Genomic DNA, 18,612 nt, shown 5'->3' with positions numbered 1-18,612 from the left:
GGATCACCGAGGCACTACCCGGTCGCGCGGTTGAGATCAGAATTGCGCCTGATGTCAGCTCGAAATGTAAGACCGATCAAATCCGGCCGTTTTGATAAGTCCCGCATGGTCATGCAACTCGACCACACCATTGCGGAATGAAGCCAGTCCGTTTTCCCGCAAATCCTTCAACACGCGACTTACATGCACAGCCGAAAGTCCTAACGCGTCGGCCAGCTCGGCCTGGGTCAGCGGGCATTCAAAGCGGTCCGGATAACTCGTTGCCGATCGATGTGCTCGGCAGCCCAGTTCGAGAAGAAAATGAGCCGTGCGCTCTACAGGTCCCCTTCTGCTGACTCCTGCCAGATGTTCCGCAACCCTCGAATATCGACTTGCCTCAGCCAGCACGATAGCCTCGCAAATGGACTGCGGATAGCGCGAAAAACAAGTATGGACAGGACCGGGCAACTCGATTGCGGTCACATCCGAGAGGGCTGTTACCGTCTCGCCCGCTTCTCCAGCAAACTTGATCAAGGCAATTTCGCGAGGAAGCGCTAGATCGACAATGAGACGCGATCCGTTGCGCAACGTCTTGGCGAATGCCGCCCACCCGCCAGTCATAACCAGGATCAAGGATCTGGCCTGATGCGCACCTGCAATCGTCGTGTTCGCCGGATAGCGGCGGCGCACAGCCCCCGGCAGTACAGAGACCCCCCTTTCCCAACTCGCATCAGCAAGCGTAGGTCCCCTCGCCAATCCAAGCGCCTGCTTTGATAAGTTCATTTGTTCTGAATAACCCCAGCCATGATCGTCCCGCCGATCACATCGAGCTGGAAACCAACAACTACATAAAAAGTTCCATCTATCATTTCATCCGAATGTCATTGCAGTATACCACCTTTGGGTATAGCCTTACCACCTTGCGGGTGATATTCGGCAAAGACGGCGCGGCGCACTGCGCGCCATCGACGGAATGCGACGATCCTTGTGAGGTCGGCAGTGACTGTCTGGCCATCGGCAAGGATTTTTGGAGAGGCCGGCAGGATCTCGTTTGTATTGCGTGCGCGGCATACCGGATCGTGATGAAAGTCGGATCAGCCTGCCGGTCAACCGCACGAAGCTCTTACAATCCACCTATCGGATCAGTTTCGGCAAGTTGCCGTGGGTCTGCCGCGCAGCCGATGGCATCATTCTACTCGATCGGTGTCCACGAGTCGCCGTCCTCGGTGGCGAAGTATGAGCCGGCCACGGTCACCCAAGGCAGTCCGGTGATTGGAGCGGGCAGCGTCCGCTCCACGTCAAGTCGCCTTCGTTTCGTTTTCGAGCGCTCAGGCCACATCTGCGCCCACCATCATGGGACGGAATTCCTGCGCCACGAATAGGCGATTTGCTTGGGGTGGTAGGAGATACTCAATAAGGCCAACTTGGTAAACCGTTTTGGGGTAGGCCTCCAAGTATTCATGCGTATATTCCCGCCTTTTTGTGAAGTGTCCCGGTTCAGGCCCGTCTGTTACCCTGAAAGCTTGTCGCTGCTTGCAAGGCGGCGCCGGCTCCGCGTTGGAAAGACTGACAGCCCGTGGAAACACAAAGTCGAATTGACCGACAGGTTTGCTGGGATTGGCTGGGCGAAGGGTGGGAAAGTGGCATATTTCGAGAGTTCCACTTCCGCGATCAGAGGGCTTACCCAGCGGCGGGAGACCAGCCTCGAGGCTAATCTCAATTTGCGAGAAGTTCTCAGATTTTACGGACGCCGCTGGAAACTGATTGCGGTGGTAGCAGCCGCTTTGACCATAGCCGCGGTTGCCGTCGCAACGAATATTTCATCAGCCTTCACCAGCACGGCGAAACTCCTGCTCGAACAGCCAAGCGCGAGTCCGATTTCAACGGATTCGCCGGCGAGCGCGTCGGCGTCCGATTCTTCGTTTATAGACAGCCAGGTGTCTGTTCTCACCTCCAGCACGCTACTGGAACGTGTCGTCCGCGACGCCAATCTGTTGGACGATCCCGAATTCATTAGTGATGAGGAGCCGTCGCTCACGGACAATATCCCGGCGAGGATCGCTGATTGGTTGAAAGTGTTTGGGACGACCGAGCCTATCGAGCACCATCCAGTCACGGCCCTTCCCGACTTGTCATCGCGAGCCGTGAGCCGATTGCAGGACATGCTCGAGGTATGGCGAGAGGGCCGTTCTTATGTGATCGACATCGCGGTAACCTCAGGCGATCCCGAAAAGGCAGCCTTGATTGCCAATGCCGTAGCCGAGGGCTATGCCGAAGATCAGCTTCAGGTTCGCTATCACCATGCCGGACGAGCGTCGAAATGGCTCACTGAGCGGATCGCTGCTCTGCAGACGCAGCTCAAGAACGCTGAAGATGCGGTCGAGGAATTCAAGACCAAAAACAACCTTGTTTCGACCAGAGCCGGCACGTTGACGGAACAACAGCTATCGGAATTGAACCTGCAACTCATTGGCTCGCGCACTGAACTCGCAGAGAGGCGTGCTCAGTTCGAGCAGGCTCAAAAGCTCCTCGCCTCCGGTGGCGATCTCGAATCAATCCCGCAGGTGCTAGGCTCAGAGGTCATCAAAGCCTTGCGCACGCAACACGCCGAAGTGACACGCCGGGAAGCGGACCTAGTGTCGCACTATGGCGCACGCCATCCCGAGGTCAGCAAGGTCCAGGCAGAGCGACGTGATGTGGAATTCCAAATCTCTAGCGAGGTCAAACGCATCGTCGGTAACTTGGCGAACGAGTTAGAGGTGGCGGAGACGCGCGAAGCTGCACTGGCCTACTCGCTCGGACAGGCGACCGGCCAGACCGCGGCAGACAATCAAATTGCCATCCAGGTGCGCGAACTGGAGCGGATCGCTAATGCCAACAAGGCCCTTTACGAAGCGTTCCTGTCGCGTGCCAAGATGGCCGACGAAGAAAAGACCTTTAGCGACAGCGGCGTCCGGATTATATCCGTGGCCTCGGTTTCCGAAACGCCGAGTTATCCTCCGAAAAAGATCATTATTCTCTTTGGCTTAATCGTCGGTCTCGGCCTGGGCACCGGTGGCGCGCTTGCGCGCGAGCTCCTTAATGCCGGATTCGCCACGACGGGCCAAGCGGAAAAAGATTTGGGGCTGCCGATCCTGGCTTCTGTCCCGAAGCTCAGCGAGCCGAAGCTGCCAGCGATCCGCGGCCAACAATCCGCACAGCCGGCGCTGTTCAGGCTGGAACCGAGATCCGGGTACAGCGAAGCTATCCGAAGCTTGCGTCACGCATTGCTCGACGATGTCGACCAAGGTCGCGCCCCGGTCATTCAGATCACCTCCGCCGTTGCCGGTGAAGGCAAGACAACCACCGCCATCAACCTCGCGATCTCGGCAGCTTCCGCAGGATATCGAGTGCTCATTGTCGATGCGGATCTGCGGCGCAGCGGCTTGACGAAACATTTTGGCATGTCCGATTTGCCCGGTCTCGTCGACCTGGTCACTGACCTGCGGCGTCTGCCGAGCATGGTCCGTTTTGACGATCACACGGCCACTTATGTGCTGCCTGCAGGCAAAGGAACGCTCAATCCGTCCGATCTCCTAGGATCGAGCCGCATGGCGCGCTTTCTCGGCGCCGCCCGTAGATCATTCGATATGGTGATCGTGGACTCGCCGCCAATCTGCCTGATGGCCGATGCGCCTGTGCTGGCAAAGCATGCGGACCTCGTCGCTCTTGTCGTGAAGTGGAACAGCACCCCCAGAGAAGCCGTGGCAGACGCGCTGCGCCGATTGAATGGCACGAAGGTGGCCGGAATCGCAATGACGATGATCAATGAAAAACAGGCTGCGAGCTATGGCGACTCCTATGGTCCGTATGTCGCGATGTGACCGCCGGTGTAGCGGCGTCTACGTCCTGCCTCCAATGAATATGGGTGTGTCATGCTTACCAGTCATCAGCTTTCATATGAGTCGATAGAAGTCGGGAATACGGAAGGGCAAGCTGCTCGCTGGTACGCCGTCCACACGCAGCCGCATGCGGAAGAAAACGCGTTGCGTCATCTGGAACGGCAGGGCTTCAGGGCTTTCTTGCCGCGCCGGATCCGCACCATTCGGCATGCACGGCGCGTGACGGTGGCCAAAGAAGCCTATTTTCCGAGTTACCTCTTCATCGCTCTCCGGCTTGAGCGCGATCGCTGGCGCTGCATCAACTCGACGGTCGGCGTGGAACAGCTGTTGTCGGCATGCGACCGACCTTTGCCATTCCGAATAGGGCTTGTGGAAGCAGTGATGGCAGCTACCGGTCCCGACGGCATCCTGCGGCCAAGGGAGATTTTGAGGCCGGGCCAGACGGTGCGCGTTTCAGATGGAGCCTTCGCCGAGCAGATTGGAATGCTGGATAGCGTAAAGAGCTCAGGAGCAATCCAAATACTTCTTACCATGATGGAACGGAAAGTCTCTGTTCAGTTGTCGAGAGAAATTATCAGAGTAATTTCTTGACAACCGTTGGATCGTAAACTAAACTTTAGTTCGTTGTGGCAGATTTAAATTTCACCGCAACTGCGGCAGCTTGAGATATTTCGCTTGTTGGTTCGGTTATTGCCGAAGGCATCTGAATACTAACAACGCAACCGGGCCCCAACTGCTCCGAATCAACTCATCGATCTTCAATGCCGTTTAGCCACCAAAAAGGATGGTGCGAAATGCGCGTGATCCACATTGCTCAGTCAATTGCGGGAGGCGTGGGCACCTATCTCGACGAGATTGCAGCTTGCCAGCTAAAATCGGAGGGCACAGAGGACATCTTCTTCGTAGTGCCAGAAGGCAGTGCCGAGTATCTGCCATTTGTCAGCCCGAAGCAGACGATCACCTTTCCGAGCCTTGGACGCACACCTCTGGGTCTCCTGGTTTTCGGCGCAGTCGCGCTGAAGGCAATCAAAACCCTCGATCCGGCGATCGTGCATCTCCATTCCAGTTTCGCTGGAGCGGTGGTCAGACCGATGCTCGCGTTGCGGCCAGCCAGACCACGAATCGTTTATTGTCCCCACGGCTGGGCCTTCGGAATGGAGGTCGGCGCCGTCAAGAAGCAGTTCTATTGTCTGTGCGAACGAATTCTGGCCGCATTGACTGACGTAATCATCGTCAATTCCGACGCCGAGCATACGCTCGGCCAACGGTATCACATACCGGCATCCAAGATGCGAACGATAAAGAATGGAATTGCCCCGGGTTACGGGGCAAAGCCCAAGGTCTGGCCCCGGGATGAGGGCTGTCTCGACCTAATCTTTATCGGCCGCCACGACAGGCAGAAAGGACTGGATATCCTGCTCAGGGAAATCGGGCACGCGGGCTGCGAAAACATACGGTTGCACGTCGTGGGCAAACCGGTTCTCGGGGGTTCCCTGCCCGTCCCTCAAATACCGAAGAACGTCAAGTTCTATGGTTGGCTCTCCCGCGCCGACATTTTTGAGATGCTGCCGCGCATGGACGCGCTCGTGATGCCGTCCCGCTGGGAGGCCTTCGGCCTTACAGCCATCGAAGCGATGCGCAGCGGCATTCCTGTCATCGCCAGCAACCGCGGTGCATTGCCGGAAGTCGTGCGCCACGGGCTCGATGGCCTGATCGTCGATATCAACCGGCCAGGCGAGCTGGGTCGCGTCCTAGCCGGTCTAGACCGAGCCGAATTGAAGAAGTTCGGCAAAGTCGCGCGAGCGCGATTCCGTGCCGAATTCACCTCCGATCGGATGAATCATCTTATCGAAACGCTGTATCGGTGGGTACTTGCCACCAGCCGCCAGCCCGTTGCGGCCGCGGCCATTCCCGCCCGACGGTCTGCCCTCCGTCGCCGGGGCACGTTTCCGAGGGAACGGGCGTAGGAACCGTCCCATGCTTCCCAACTGTATCATTGTCGGCGCTCCAAAGGCGGGCACGAGTTCCCTGTTCCGCTGGCTGACTGATCACCCCGAGGTCGCGGGTTCGACGGAGAAGGAGACCTACTATTTCGTCGATCCGGGCACGCACATGTACCTCAAGCAGCGAAACTGGGCGGAAAGCGGTCTTGCTGGCTACGAAATGCTCTTCGAACATTGCGACCCATCCGCGCGCGTGATCGTCGAGTCCACACCTAGCTACATGTACTCGCAGACTGCCCTTCGCGAGCTGCCGCGCTTGCCCTCCCAGCCGCAATTCATCTTCATTCTGCGCGAGCCGGTGGCGCAACTGAAGTCGCTTTATGGATATTTCCGGGAGAACTGGGACTGGATTCCGGGTGCCATGTCATTCCGGGACTTCGTGGCAGCCGCTGATCTTGGTACATGCACTTTCAAGGGCAATGAGCTTGCAAGGCAGGCGCTAACGAATGCAAGTTATCTGGAGCATCTGCGACGTTGGCGCGCCGGCTGCGGTCGCGAGCGGATGCATGTCTACCTGTTTGAGAACATGGTTCGCGATAAGCGCGCATTCATGGAATCACTCGCGCAGGTGTTAGGCATATCGACGGAATTTTACCGAGAATACGGCTTTCCGACCGAAAACGGCTCTTACGTCGTAAGAAGCCGCTGGGTCCAGCAGGTCAATATCCGGGTGCGATCGCTTATTCCGAGGGGCGCCGGCTACGAGACTCTGCGACGGTTCTATCGTGCCATGAACACCAGGCCAGTGCGAAATTCGCAGATGTGGGACTCCGAAACCGAGCAGATACTGTCGCGGCGATACGTGGACATGATCCACGAACTCGAGCGCGAGTTCGGGCTCAACGCGAGTGCGTGGCGACATGCGATCGCGGCGAGATTGAATGTTGGCCATGACTTCACTGCCCGCGCTGTTTCCGCGACCCAGGCCGACCTAGGTACATTCCAATGACGGTCCTATCGGTGAGCCAACTCAGCAGACAAAGCATAGGACAGTTGGCCGTGGTACTGGCCCGCAGCGCAATTTCGCTTCTCAACCGGCACCTTCCGAAGCAAGCAAAGGCAGTCATTACCGGGTTTCCCGACCTGGAAGACAGCACCATCGAGATTGCGCGTCAGCTCGCTCTCCGGCAGAGCGTCTCGGTGGTGGTCCTCACGGAAGGCGAAGTGCCGCCATCAATCCGCAGGCAGGAGCCGAACATCGATTGGTGCAGCAGGAAGAGCGTGAGAGGCTTCTTCCACTATCTGACGGCTCGGTATATCTTCTTCACGCATGGCCTTTATCTGAGCCCAAAACCCCCGCGCTCACAAATTTGCATCAACGTCTGGCACGGCATGCCGATCAAGCGCATCGGCTACCTCATTGGCAGAACGCCCCCGCCCTCGACCTTCGGGATCGCTACCTCTGACATGTTCAGGGAACTGGTCGCCAAGTGTTTCGGAGTGCCGGCTGCCGAAATCCTGACGACTGGCATTCCCCGGAATGACGTGATGGTTAGAGCAGCACGCCGGGCGAATGCGATCAAGACACAGCTCGGAATTGGCGGCAAGGACACCAAGCCCCGCCTGATCATGTGGCTTCCCACCTTCCGTCAAGCCGTCAGGGGGATCGTAAGGACTGATGGCGTGGCGCATTCGAGCATCTTCGGGATGAGCGACATGGATACTGCTGAATTCTGTGCCTTCCTAGAGGAGCAGAACTGCATTTGCATCCTCAAGGTGCACCCCATGGCGCCCGACTTTCCGGACCAAATCCGATCGGATCGCCTAAGAATCTGGCGAGAGCCGGATTTGCGCGAGCGAGGCGTCAGTCTCTATGAGATGTTGGGGGCGGCAGATCTTCTGATCACGGACGCCTCGTCCGTCTATGTCGATTACCTCATTCTCGACAAGCCGGTGATCCTCGCCTTTCCCGATCTTGAAGAGTATCGGCGGTCGCGCGGCTTCGCCCTCGAACCGGTGGAGGATTTCTTCGCAGGACCTGTCGTGTCCGACTACCAGCAGCTGAAATCCGCCATCGCCGAGACTTTCGAAGCGGATCGCTACGCGTTGCCCCGGTCCTCGGTGGTGGCCTGCTTTCACAAGCACCGGGACGATCGGGCAACGACACGGCTTCTTGACGCCGTATTGCCGCAACAGCCGGCACATCACTGAAACACAGCTGCGCCGCCATGTGGCGCATCCAACTGAACGGCGACCGCCAGGCTGCATGGAACGGCCCCGGTTGCAATGAACAGAACGGCAGGAGGGCGAAGTGAGAACCGTGTTCGTTTCGGGCGTGTTCGATCTGTTTCATCGTGGACATGTCGAACTGCTCAACCGGGCGGCCAAATTCGGGGACCGGCTCGTAGTAGGCGTGAACAGCGACGAGATGGTCGAGAGGTACAAACGGCGGCCGGTGTTTGGTGAGGCGGACAGGCTGGCCATCGTCAGATCGATGCGCTGGGTGACGGATGCCGTCATCTATGGCGAGTTCGACCTGAAGCCAATGGTCGAAAGGTTCAGGCCATCGGTCATGGTCCACGGTGACGATTGGCCTCGAGAATCGTACCTCAATCAGATCAGGATGACGGAACAGGACCTGGAACTCTACGGCGTCGAACTGGTCTTCTTGCCCTACTGGCGAGGCACAAGTACGACGTCCATCGTCGAGCAACTTAACGGTTCGCGTAGCGTCAACGGCGCGCTGCCTGAAGTGCCGTTGAACGGTGCTTCTGCCGCGGACTTTGCCATCTGATCTAGGAAGCCATCCTGCCTCGCGGAGCAGCTTTGGTGGAAAACGTTATGCCACCGAAAAAAGCGGCCATACAGGTTGCCGGTCCCGGAACCCAGTTCCTGCTAGCCAGCGTCGCGTCGCTCCTTAATGAGAGAGACGGAAACAGCCTTCGGGCATCCACATGCATAAAGAAAAACATATCGCCATCGGACGGAACAGGGACGAGCTGGGCCTTGCCTACAACCTGTCTTATTCGGTCGCAGGCCAGCTCTGGTATGTCCTGACGCAGATGTGCGTTCTTTCGGCCCTCGCCCGCTTCAAGGGACCGGAAGCGGTTGGTGAATTCGGGCTTGCCATGGCTATCACTACACCGGTGTTCATGCTGGCGAACATGGGCATCCGAACCGGCCAGGCAACCGATGTCCATGGCTTCTTTTCCTTTTCGGAATATGCTGGCCTAGTGCTACTCACCGCGGCCATCGCGGCATTGACATCGATCGGTATAGGCTACGCACTTTCGGCGTCTCATATTACCTTCCTGATTGTGCTGATCTTCTCGATCACCAAAGCATTCGAGGCCATAAGCAACCTTTCATACGGTGCGTTCCAGCAGGCCGGCCGAATGGACAAGGTCGCGCGTTCTCTCGCCATCCGGGGCCTGCTCACGGTCAGTGCTTTTGTCGCTCTGCTCTCGCTGGGTGGGGAGACCGGCGTGGCATTCCTTGCCCAGTTGACGGTATGGGCGGCGTTATCGTTGGCCTACGACTATCCTCGCGCATGCCGGATAGCCACCGGCCTGTGGTGCTGGCCCTCCTGGCAATGGGAGCGGCTACTCCGGCTCGCACGGGAAATTGGTCCAATCGGTGTTGGCCATTTCATGAACTCCCTGCTGGTCAGCATGCCACGGATGGCTGTGGAGCGGTGGCTTGGGCTGGAAGCCTTGGGGCTGCTCACTGTGGTGACGTACTTCCAGCAAGCCGGAACTCTCGTCGTCAACGCTGCCTCGCAGCCGCTGGTGAACTACTTCGCCAGGCTCAAGCGGGACGGTGAAACCAAGGCGATCAGAACCACGTTGCTTGCCCTTTTCGGCGCGGCGGTCCTGGTATCGGCAGGCAGCATTGCCGTGACCTACTTCGCGGGCGAGCAGATCCTTGCGATTCTCTTCGGGGTGGAATTCACACGGGCAAACGATCTCCTGATGCTGATTGCCCTTGCGATCAGCGTGAAGGTCTTCGCGATGCTGCCGCAGAGCCTGATGCATTCGGACCGCCGGTTCAAGGCCTACTTCAGGTATCAGGCCGCCTCGCTTGCGCTATGCATTGTCCTGCTCGCGATCCTCGTTCCCCTTTGGGGATTGCTTGGAGCCGGCAGTGCAATACTGGCCACGGCTGTCTTCCGGATGTGCGTCCTGACCGTCGCCGTCGCGATTTGGCCACGGAACAGCACATCCAAGGTCGCCAGCCCCGCCGCGCCGAGAGCGGCTTGAGCGAAAGTCGACAGCCATGACACACTCGACTGTGAAAAGCGTGGTGATCGCAAACGACCACGCCTTTGTTAACGGCGGGCAGGCCAAGATCGCGCTGGAATCCGCGCTGAACCTCAAGCGCCAGGGGCTCGACGTATCCTTTGTCGCGGGCCAAGGTCCGGCCGACCCTCGGCTTGATGAAGCGGGTATCGAATGCACGATCACCGGCTCACACGATATTCTCTCAGATCCTGACCGTCTCCATGCCGCTACCTGCGGGCTGTGGAATCCGGCTGCGGCGCGCGCATTGGCAAGGGCGATAGATGCACGTGATCCTGTCACCACGATCGTCCACGTGCATGGTTGGTCAAAGGCCCTGTCGCCGAGCATCGGTCCGGTGGTGGTCAAAGCCAAGACGCCGCACGTCTTCACGCTCCATGAATACTTCCTGGCTTGCCCTAACGGCGGCTTCTACAACTATCAAACCGGCACGATCTGCCAAAAACGGGCGCTCGGCGCCAAATGCCTGACGACGCAGTGCGATCCGCGCCACGCGGGCCATAAGGCCTGGCGCGTTGCGCGGCAAGTAGTAGTGCAGACGCTCGGCCTCATGCCGAGAGGATTGAGGGACGTCATCTATCTCACCGCCAGGCAGCTTTCCCTGATGCGCCCATATTTCCCGGCTGATGCACGATGGCACTATCTTCCCAACCCGGTCGAAATCCGGAGCGACGAGCGGGTGACTGCGGAAGATAATGAGACTTTCCTCTTCATTGGTCGTCTCTCGCCAGAAAAGGGCGCAGACATTGCCGCCGCCGCCGCACGCATCGCCGGCGTGAAGATTGCTTTCGCGGGCGACGGCGAAGCACGGGACGCGGTTACGCGCGCCAATCCGGATGCGGTTATGTTGGGCTGGCTGAACTCAGACCAGTTGGTCTCGTGGATGCGCAAGGCACGCTGCGTTGTCTTTCCAAGCCGCTGGTACGAAACCTACGGACTGGTCGTCGCCGAGGCGTTGCGGCTTGGTCTTCCCGTCCTTGTCTCGCGCAGCAGCGTCGCGGCGGAACTCGTACGCCACGGTGAGAGCGGATTTCATGTGGAGGCGGGCAATGTGGAGCAATGGGCCGCCTTCATGGGCCAGCTTCGGCATGACGCAACGGCGAGAATGCTCAGTCATGTCGCTTACGCGGCCGGAGCGAAAATACCCGGCTATAATGACTACACCGATGAGCTTTTGGCCATCTATGACCGCATAAGCGCCGACAGAAAGAGTTTCAGGTGAGCGTTCTGAAAGCCTTTCATCCGGCGGGGCTGCTGATCGCGCTGATGTCGGTTCAGTGGGCGCCAATATTGAAAACCGCAGGATTTTCAGTCCAGGTTGCCTACCTCGGCATCATCTTGCTGATCATGTTAACCTTGGCCAGTGCCGGAATGCGTCGTGGCTTCGTGGCGGTGCTGCGCAGGAATGCGTCTTGGCTGGTTCCCTATGGCGTTTATCTGCTCCTGCTGACGCTGGCGCTGTACGGTTCACCTGGCCAGAACATGGCTCCACGCCAAATCTTCTACCTAACGGGCGCTCTATGTCTGTCGGCATTTATCGTCCAGGCGCGTGATCCTGGCCGCACCCTTCGCACCGGCGCCGGTATCGGCATTTCTCTCTTCATTCTAGTGATCGAAATCATCGCGAGGGATGTGGGCTTGAGCTGGTTTGTCGCTTTGCAACATTTTCTCACGACGGGCGATTTCGATTTCATTGTCTATGGTTTCTTCCGCGCCGTCTTCAACGCATATAGCGACGGCGAAGAACTGGCTGTGGCGGCCGCCTTAAAGAACGGGGTGGCAGTGAGCATTTTCGTGATGAGCCTGATCTTTCGGATTGGCTATGGCCGGCGCGGCACCGACTGGAGAGGAGTCGGCCTGACATTACTCGCCTTGTTCCTGATCCTCATGCTGAATACGCGATCGGTGCTCATCGTTGCTGGCGTGTCGATGCTGCTGGCGAGCCTGTTGCGAAGCGCCACTCGTTACGACGAGAGCACGGCTGCCCTCGTCATGAAGATGGCTCTTGCCATTATTCTTGTGCTTGGAACTGTGTTGATCTTCCTGACGGACAATCCGGTGGTCGGCATGATATCCGACCGGTTCGCATTCGAAGACGCATCAACGGAAAACCGCGTCGCCCAATACGGTTGGGCGCTTCAGATGATCGAACACAACCTGCTGCTGGGAAACGGTTACACCGAACATGACGGGCGTCTCATTCACAACCTGTTTCTCAGTGCCTGGGTGCAGGCTGGTTTAGTTGCTTTCTTCCTCGTGGCGAGCTTTTACCTGGCCGTGGCGGGTATCTGGGTGGCTTTCATCTTCAAGGTCACGTGCAACCCGCAGCGCTGGGTGCTCCCGCTGCCCTTCGAATGGGTGGCCATGTTGCCCATCCTGCCCCTGTTCCGGGTTTGGCTCTCCGGCGATGCGGGACATCTGTTCCTTGGCGAGTGGGTAGCGCTGGCAACATTCTTCGGCTGCATCCTGCGAAATGATCTGGCGATGCGTGAAATAGCGGGCATGCGCGGCCACGCCAATCGTGTACCCGTGTCGTTTCGGGCATCCCTAAGAGCTGGTCAGCTGATGCCGTCCACGTCCCCGGCAATCGGGCGCTTGGAACATGATGCGCACGGGTAGGACATTGCTTGCAAGCCGGCGTGCCTTCCTGGCTATGACGAGCGCCGGGATCGGCGCGCTTTCGGTTGCTTCGCCCGCTGCATCCGGTGGCGCGGACCAGGAGATGTCCATAACACCTGAGATGTTTGGAGCGCGCCCGGACGATCGATCGTTCGACAGCGCGGATGCAATCGCGGCAGCCTTTGCCTTAGGCAAAACCGTTCGCTTCGGCCAAGGCACCTATTATGTCGGACGGTCGGTTTCTCCAGGGCGGGAACATGCACGGGCTCATTTCGACGGCACGACTATTCGGGTTATCAAAGGCGCGGCATACGCGGCTTTCACGGAATGCCTAGGATGGGACGGCAAGCCGCTACTCGGCCGCAATCGCCAGGGCAATCTTCCAGCGATTGGCACCGCTGTCCGTGTGCTGTTCGACCTGACCGGAACTCGCTATTCGCACTATAGTGGGCAACTCGAACTCAGGGGCGAGTCCTCCTTCGATGGACTTGCGCTGCTTGCGTCATCCAACCACCTGCTCATCTCGGGTGCAAAGGCAGGCGGCGGTGGATCGGTTTGGGACTGCAATCTGACCCTATCGTTCGGCACCTATGGCATGTTCGGCACACCCCGCTTCGATGCCCCGACGAACGAATTTTATCCTGACCCGTTCACCGGCACCGCCTTCGCGAGAGTATGGATCCACAGCTGCCCCATCCCGCTGCTCGCAGGACAGAATACTTTCGACGACAGCTTCATCAACGTTCTCCAGCTTGCCCTGCGTGACGGCGCGCGGAGTTTCGTTAATGGTACTGCGGTCAATGCGGGTACCGTGTTCATGCGCTGCAACGGGACCGCCCAGACCGCTGTTGCCTTCGACGTCCAGGAGGCGACGCTTACCGCCAACACGTTGTATGCAGAGAATTCGCTGGATGTGCCCATCATCCTACGCGAAGGAGCCTGGATCGAGGGGGTGCTGCGTCATGGCGCCGGGTCCAAGAGCAATTTCGCCAGGCAGGCGATGGTCTATACGGACGCGGCGACCGCCGGCGGAGTCGTCACGGCGCATGAGCGCTGCCAGGACAACCCGCATATGCAAGCCTTGATAAAGCTTGGCGCCAGACGGGCCGAAGACGCCAGAACGTTTGTCGTCCATCAACCCTACCCTGAGCACCGGAAGGCGGCATTTGCATACGACGATCAATCGGCTGTCGTGGGGCAAACTCGCGACTCGCTGATATGCCACGCGCCAGGCGGGATTGTCCGCTACCGGCGCCATAAGGGCACGCTTCTGAAATACCAGCGTTGCGCTGGCGGCAGCCCCTATCAGCAGTTGGTGGACGCGGACAGAAACCTTCCTCTTCCGAGCTTTGAAGCCTCTTACGGCACGATTGCGATTTCTACGACATCCTCCGACGCTCAGACACTATTCGTTGATTGCGCGGATACCCGGGAGAATGGCTTTCCCGTGGTTTACACCGATTTCCGCATCGATGCTCGTGAGCCGCACCGGCTGATGCTTGCAGCACCCGCGCAATCGGATCTCGGGCGGCAGATAACCGTCTCTGCCCGAAACGCCGCGGTCACCCTCGCCCACGATGCCAACTGCCGCTTGCTCGGCAGAGCCGACCAGATTCTTACACGCGACGGCAACGAACGCGTTCTGCTGCAGTGCACCGAATATTGGACAGGTGCCGAACATCGGTCTGGTTGGGTCCAGATCGGCGCATAACCGAAATTCCAGAGGCGAAGCATGAAACTGCTACGGTTCATCTCGAAGGACATCATCAACTCGCTTGGCTACGAAGTGCGCCGCGTGCCTCGCGCGGCCGAGGTGTCTTCGACCGTGAGGTCCGGTATCGATCCGGTCACATTTCAATACATGCCCCGCGTCAGAGGCTCGGCTGTAATCGAGATACGGCTGCAGGATACCAGGGGGCTGAACTGCCTGGGGCTACCATTCCGTCCCGCATGCCACCCCTTTGTGCGTACCGCGCTGGCAGCGAAAACAGGCTTGGAAGCGACGTCCAAGGTTCGCAGCATCCTGGAAGAGTTCTATGGATCCGTCCAGCCGGCCACCGCCCGCGAGGCGGTGGATGTCACTCTGGGCGATGCACCTGGATTGCAAGGCGTTCCCGCCGCGGGATGGGTGTATCCTTGGGCGGACAAGTCGGTCGAGGAAACGTTGCGCGGCAGACAAACCGCAATGGGGCTTGATGCCCTTCAATACGGCAAGATGTTATCTTTCTCCGAAGGGCTGACTGCGTTCGGCCCAGTAGGTGCGAAGAAGCTGAACCTCGAGGTGGAACGCATTCAGCGCTTAATAGCCTCGATTGCCACGAACGGCTTTGATTTGTTCAACAGAAGGAATCCCTTGAAGGTGATCGGACTGCGCAGGGGCGACAACTACAGGTGGATCGTCCTTGCGGGGCATCATCGGTTTGCAGCTTGTGCGGCTTTCTCCATCGCAGCCGTCCCGGCAATGGTCGTGGACATCGTGCGCTATGAGGATTGCAGTTACTGGCCTCAGGTTGTTTCCGGAATCTACACGGTTTCGGGTGCGCGCGCCGTTTTCGATCGGTTGTTCGAGGGCGTGCCGGCCCGCGTCTGCAACGGCTGGCTCCAAAGGAAAACGGCGCAGCACGTAAACGGGACCCCTTTCCCAACCGCCGCGCTTCACTGAACTCGGTCGTCTCGCAAACGATATCCTGAAGAGCGGCCGGCTGGAATGCCCGCGCGGCGCAGTCGTCAAACAAGAGGTCGAGGACCATGGAACTGCAGTTCGCTTGGCCCCAATCATACAGCGACGTGGCTCTGATCAGCCTGTCGTTGGCGCCGCCTCTTATCTTGGCCCGGCGCCAATCTTACGCCTTGTTCGGTCTCCTGGCGAACGGCGCCATCGCACTGCTATTCCTAAGTTCGGCACTGGAGCTCGTCATGACGGTTCTGTTCCTGTTGAGCGCCAACATGGTGTTGGGAACGTTCTGCTTGGCGGCGACGACGGGTAAAGCGTCGCATTTGCAAAATGATCTCGCCTCGGCTGAATCCACTATTCAGGACCTGCTTCTGGCCGAAGAACGCCGACGCGCGGCAAGCGCGAGAGTGGACATGATGGGCGCCCCTTCCTCGCTCCTCCCTCGACCTCAACCAGGAAGGCAGCGAGCGCTCAAACTGGCCGCCGCGGCCGGGAGAGAGTCAAGAGCTGGTAGTAGAGTTGGTTCGGCTCTCTAACTGCAGTCGTCCGACTCTGCCGCGACCTAACCACAGACCGTGCGGTGGCGCAGGCGTTCCGAAGAGCGATGTACGGTACCAGACCACCATGACGGCGCAGAAGGCGCTATCCTCTCGCAAGGCGGAATCGAAGCAAAACGGGGCGACGACGTCAAGCAGAGTTGGTTCCGGTTGAACACAAAAGAGTCGGTGGCCCGCCGCGAGCCGGCCGACTGGATCCGAGCGCCACGCGTATCGGATCGTTCTTCGACAGTCGAAAGGCATTCCAATGCATCTGACCATGTGGCACCCCAATGTGCATCACGCCGCTACCTTCCGTCGCGCAGGAATTGCGCGTTGGCGAACCTTGGGCCTCCTGTTCCTTGGCTTGCTGTTTGTTGGCACGTTGCATCCCGACGAGGCGGCCGCTGACGACTACCGCCTGGATACCGGGGACGTGCTTCGCGTCTCAGTATATGGCGAACCGGTGTATCCGCTGCAGGTGACTGTGGACCCGGGCGGCATCATAACCTTGCCGCTATTGGGAGAAGTCAAGGCGGAAGGTCAGTCGGTTCGCAACCTCGTGAAAAGCATTGAGGAAGCATTCCGGGAACGCGAACTGCTCCTTGATCCGTTCGTTCAGGTAGACATTGCGGAGTATCGGCCGTTCTTCATCAGCGGGGCGGTCGCCCAGCCCGGAGCCTACCCTTACAAACCGGGAATGTCGGTCCGACACGCGCTGGTGATTGCCGGCGGCTTCAAGGCAGTTCGGATCGGTGATAAGGCGCCCTCGCTTACAATCGCGGATATAAGAAGCGACCAGGTCGAGCGGATCATCGACATATTCAGGTACGAGGTCCAGTTGGAGCGCCTGAGAGCGGAGCTTCGGGATAGCAGTTCGTTTTCGCCACCGGCCAAAATCCCTGTCGAACTGGCGCCTGAAGTGGTGGCGGACATCATTTCCTCGGAGGAAGCGCAACTTCAGGTTCGCCGAGCCGATTTCGATCGGCAGGTCCGGGAATTGCGGGCGGTGATCGCCGAAGCAGCCCGCGAGGTGGAATCCATCTCGCGGGCTCGAAGCAAGAAGGAAATGGTAACTGCCGACCAGCTCAAGGAAGTTGAGACCGCCAGGCAACTCAAATCCAAGGCGCTCATTAGGAACTCCGATTTGCTCGCGGCCGAGCGTGGTTACAACAACTACCTGGCCGAATTGGCTCAGCTCGAGGTGCAGGCGAGCAAAAAGCAACAGGATCTTTTGGGACTGGAGAGCGAGGTAGAAAAACTGACAGCTGCGCGGAAGGTCGCGATCATATCGCAAATCCAGGAAGCACAGATGGCCATGGCCAAGGCACAGAACAAGGCAAACTTCCTTGCCCAACAGCTCACCTTTGTTTCCACCTATGGCGAACAAAACAGCCTTGATGACCTGCGCAACGTCGTGCGGATTACCATTCATCGTCCATCGGATAACAAAAGCATTCGCCTGATGGCAGACGAAGATTCACCGGTCGAAGCCGGCGATATCCTCGATGTGGCTATTCTGCTCGACAACAATTTCGACGCATCCGGCTCCTCTGCCGCTCTCACAACTCAACCGACTGACTAGCCAGCCATATCTGGACCGAGACAATGACCCTCTTGAGCAAGGTGCGGAAACCAGTTGCCATCTGTCATTTGGAGACACTCGCCGGATGTCTGGAGGGCACGAGCTCTTTTCCAACTGATCTCGCCGGCATTACCGATCTCACGAACAGGCATCTGGTCACGCCGCAGCTCTTTGTTGCAATGGTCGGACATAGGCCGGATACGCAGCAGCAAATGGATTTCCTGAGCTATTGGCAGGAAATTCATCAATTAAATGAGGCTCGAAACAAGCACCTGACGGAGCAGCTGGAAGACCTGCTCAAAACTCTGAACGCCGCCGGAATATCACCTATCCTTCTGACGGGTGCCTGCAGCTTGGTGAAGTCCGACGATGCGTTCTCGGCAGCTCGCATGATCGCCGATCTGGACATCCTGCTTTGCCCTCATGAATCCGGACGCGGTCTGCAAGCCCTCACACAGGTGGGCTATCTTCGCTGCGAGGAGGGACCCAGCCGCCACACGATCGCAAAGCTCGTCAAGGACGGTTTCATCGCGATGGTGCACCTCCATGGCGCCGCGCCTGGGACATGGGAGGCGATGCCGGTAGAAGACATGTCGCGCGATGCGGAAGATGTCACGCTTGGATCCTTGCATGCAAGAATCCTTGCTCCGGCCGACCGGCTCTCCTTCCTGATCGGACACGACATGATTCAAGATCGGGGACTGTTGTTCGGAACGCTGCATCTAAGACATCTCCTCGACGCGCGCGAGATATGCCGCCGGGAACTGGTCGATTGGGAACTGGTTCGCTCCCGGTTCCAGTCCCGCGCCAGGAAGCTCGCCTTGGGCCTCTATCTGGAAAACTTGGCGCGGCTTTGTCAGTTCGACGACTATGCAGCTCCTCGTCGAGGCGCGTTCTACCACCTGCTCTACCACCGGCAGACTATGCTTTTCGAGGAAAAGAAATACGCCGCGATTGACCGTGCGGTGCTGGTGCGGCCCGTTCGGGCAATGAGATACATCATGAGATTCAGCCGATTGGTGGGTGCGCCGCCCTATTGAAATTCCCTCCGCTCATCATGGCCCACAAGTTCTTGGCCGCATGCCAGCCGGGCCTGG

Annotated in this window: 15 protein-coding genes; 14 read left to right on the top strand and 1 reads right to left on the bottom strand. The window is 58.6% G+C overall.

The features are described from left to right. Window positions 1-54 precede the first annotated feature (54 nt). Window positions 55-762 carry a Crp/Fnr family transcriptional regulator gene (locus tag NKI73_RS13305; RefSeq protein ID WP_352630256.1) on the bottom strand — a complete coding sequence of 236 codons (708 nt, stop codon included), beginning with the start codon at window positions 760-762 and terminating at the stop codon, window positions 55-57. Window positions 763-1,574: 812 nt separating this feature from the next. Between NKI73_RS13305 and NKI73_RS13300 the strand changes: the two genes are divergently transcribed. From NKI73_RS13300 to NKI73_RS13235, 14 genes are all read left to right on the top strand, one after another. Then, a complete protein-coding gene (locus NKI73_RS13300; protein ID WP_352630254.1) occupies window positions 1,575-3,842 on the top strand; it encodes a polysaccharide biosynthesis tyrosine autokinase in 2,268 nt (755 codons plus the stop codon). Between the two features lie 51 nt (window positions 3,843-3,893). Continuing rightward, the gene (gene nusG / locus NKI73_RS13295) at window positions 3,894-4,451 is read left to right on the top strand and encodes a transcription termination/antitermination protein NusG (RefSeq protein WP_352630251.1); all 558 of its coding nucleotides are present in this window, start codon (window positions 3,894-3,896) and stop codon (window positions 4,449-4,451) included. Between the two features lie 203 nt (window positions 4,452-4,654). After that, entirely contained in the window at window positions 4,655-5,827 is a 1,173-nt protein-coding gene (locus tag NKI73_RS13290; protein ID WP_352630249.1) for a glycosyltransferase, read from the top strand. A gap of 10 nt (window positions 5,828-5,837) precedes the next feature. Beyond that, window positions 5,838-6,812, top strand: coding sequence for a sulfotransferase family protein (locus NKI73_RS13285; RefSeq protein WP_352630247.1), 975 nt, complete (start codon window positions 5,838-5,840; stop codon window positions 6,810-6,812). A 50-nt stretch (window positions 6,813-6,862) separates the two neighbouring features. After that, a complete protein-coding gene (locus NKI73_RS13280; RefSeq protein WP_352630245.1) occupies window positions 6,863-8,014 on the top strand; it encodes a CDP-glycerol glycerophosphotransferase family protein in 1,152 nt (383 codons plus the stop codon). Between the two features lie 100 nt (window positions 8,015-8,114). Then, on the top strand, window positions 8,115-8,597 hold the full coding sequence (locus tag NKI73_RS13275; protein WP_352630244.1) for an FAD synthase family protein: 483 nt from the start codon (window positions 8,115-8,117) through the stop codon (window positions 8,595-8,597). A 160-nt stretch (window positions 8,598-8,757) separates the two neighbouring features. Then, window positions 8,758-10,062 carry a lipopolysaccharide biosynthesis protein gene (locus tag NKI73_RS13270; RefSeq protein WP_352630241.1) on the top strand — a complete coding sequence of 435 codons (1,305 nt, stop codon included), beginning with the start codon at window positions 8,758-8,760 and terminating at the stop codon, window positions 10,060-10,062. Window positions 10,063-10,105: 43 nt separating this feature from the next. Then, window positions 10,106-11,323 carry a glycosyltransferase gene (locus tag NKI73_RS13265; protein ID WP_352630240.1) on the top strand — a complete coding sequence of 406 codons (1,218 nt, stop codon included), beginning with the start codon at window positions 10,106-10,108 and terminating at the stop codon, window positions 11,321-11,323. Beyond that, entirely contained in the window at window positions 11,320-12,720 is a 1,401-nt protein-coding gene (locus NKI73_RS13260) for an O-antigen ligase family protein (protein WP_352630239.1), read from the top strand. The genes NKI73_RS13265 and NKI73_RS13260 overlap by 4 nt, the downstream gene beginning before the upstream one ends. After that, on the top strand, window positions 12,704-14,431 hold the full coding sequence (locus tag NKI73_RS13255; protein WP_352630237.1) for a hypothetical protein: 1,728 nt from the start codon (window positions 12,704-12,706) through the stop codon (window positions 14,429-14,431). The genes NKI73_RS13260 and NKI73_RS13255 overlap by 17 nt, the downstream gene beginning before the upstream one ends. A 21-nt stretch (window positions 14,432-14,452) precedes the next feature. Then, window positions 14,453-15,382 carry a ParB N-terminal domain-containing protein gene (locus tag NKI73_RS13250; protein ID WP_352630235.1) on the top strand — a complete coding sequence of 310 codons (930 nt, stop codon included), beginning with the start codon at window positions 14,453-14,455 and terminating at the stop codon, window positions 15,380-15,382. 86 nt (window positions 15,383-15,468) lie between these two features. Beyond that, the gene (locus NKI73_RS13245; RefSeq protein ID WP_352630232.1) at window positions 15,469-15,930 is read left to right on the top strand and encodes a hypothetical protein; all 462 of its coding nucleotides are present in this window, start codon (window positions 15,469-15,471) and stop codon (window positions 15,928-15,930) included. A 268-nt stretch (window positions 15,931-16,198) separates the two neighbouring features. Beyond that, a complete protein-coding gene (locus NKI73_RS13240) occupies window positions 16,199-17,515 on the top strand; it encodes a polysaccharide biosynthesis/export family protein (RefSeq protein ID WP_352630230.1) in 1,317 nt (438 codons plus the stop codon). Window positions 17,516-17,538: 23 nt separating this feature from the next. Continuing rightward, on the top strand, window positions 17,539-18,555 hold the full coding sequence (locus NKI73_RS13235; protein ID WP_352630228.1) for a nucleotidyltransferase family protein: 1,017 nt from the start codon (window positions 17,539-17,541) through the stop codon (window positions 18,553-18,555). Window positions 18,556-18,612 lie beyond the last annotated feature (57 nt).

The sequence above is a fragment of the Mesorhizobium sp. M0496 genome, assembly GCF_040321205.1.
In the GTDB taxonomy this organism is placed as follows: Bacteria; Pseudomonadota; Alphaproteobacteria; order Rhizobiales; family Rhizobiaceae; genus Mesorhizobium.
The sequence above is the reverse complement of the archived record's forward strand: the minus strand, read 5'-3'. Positions and strand labels throughout refer to the sequence as shown.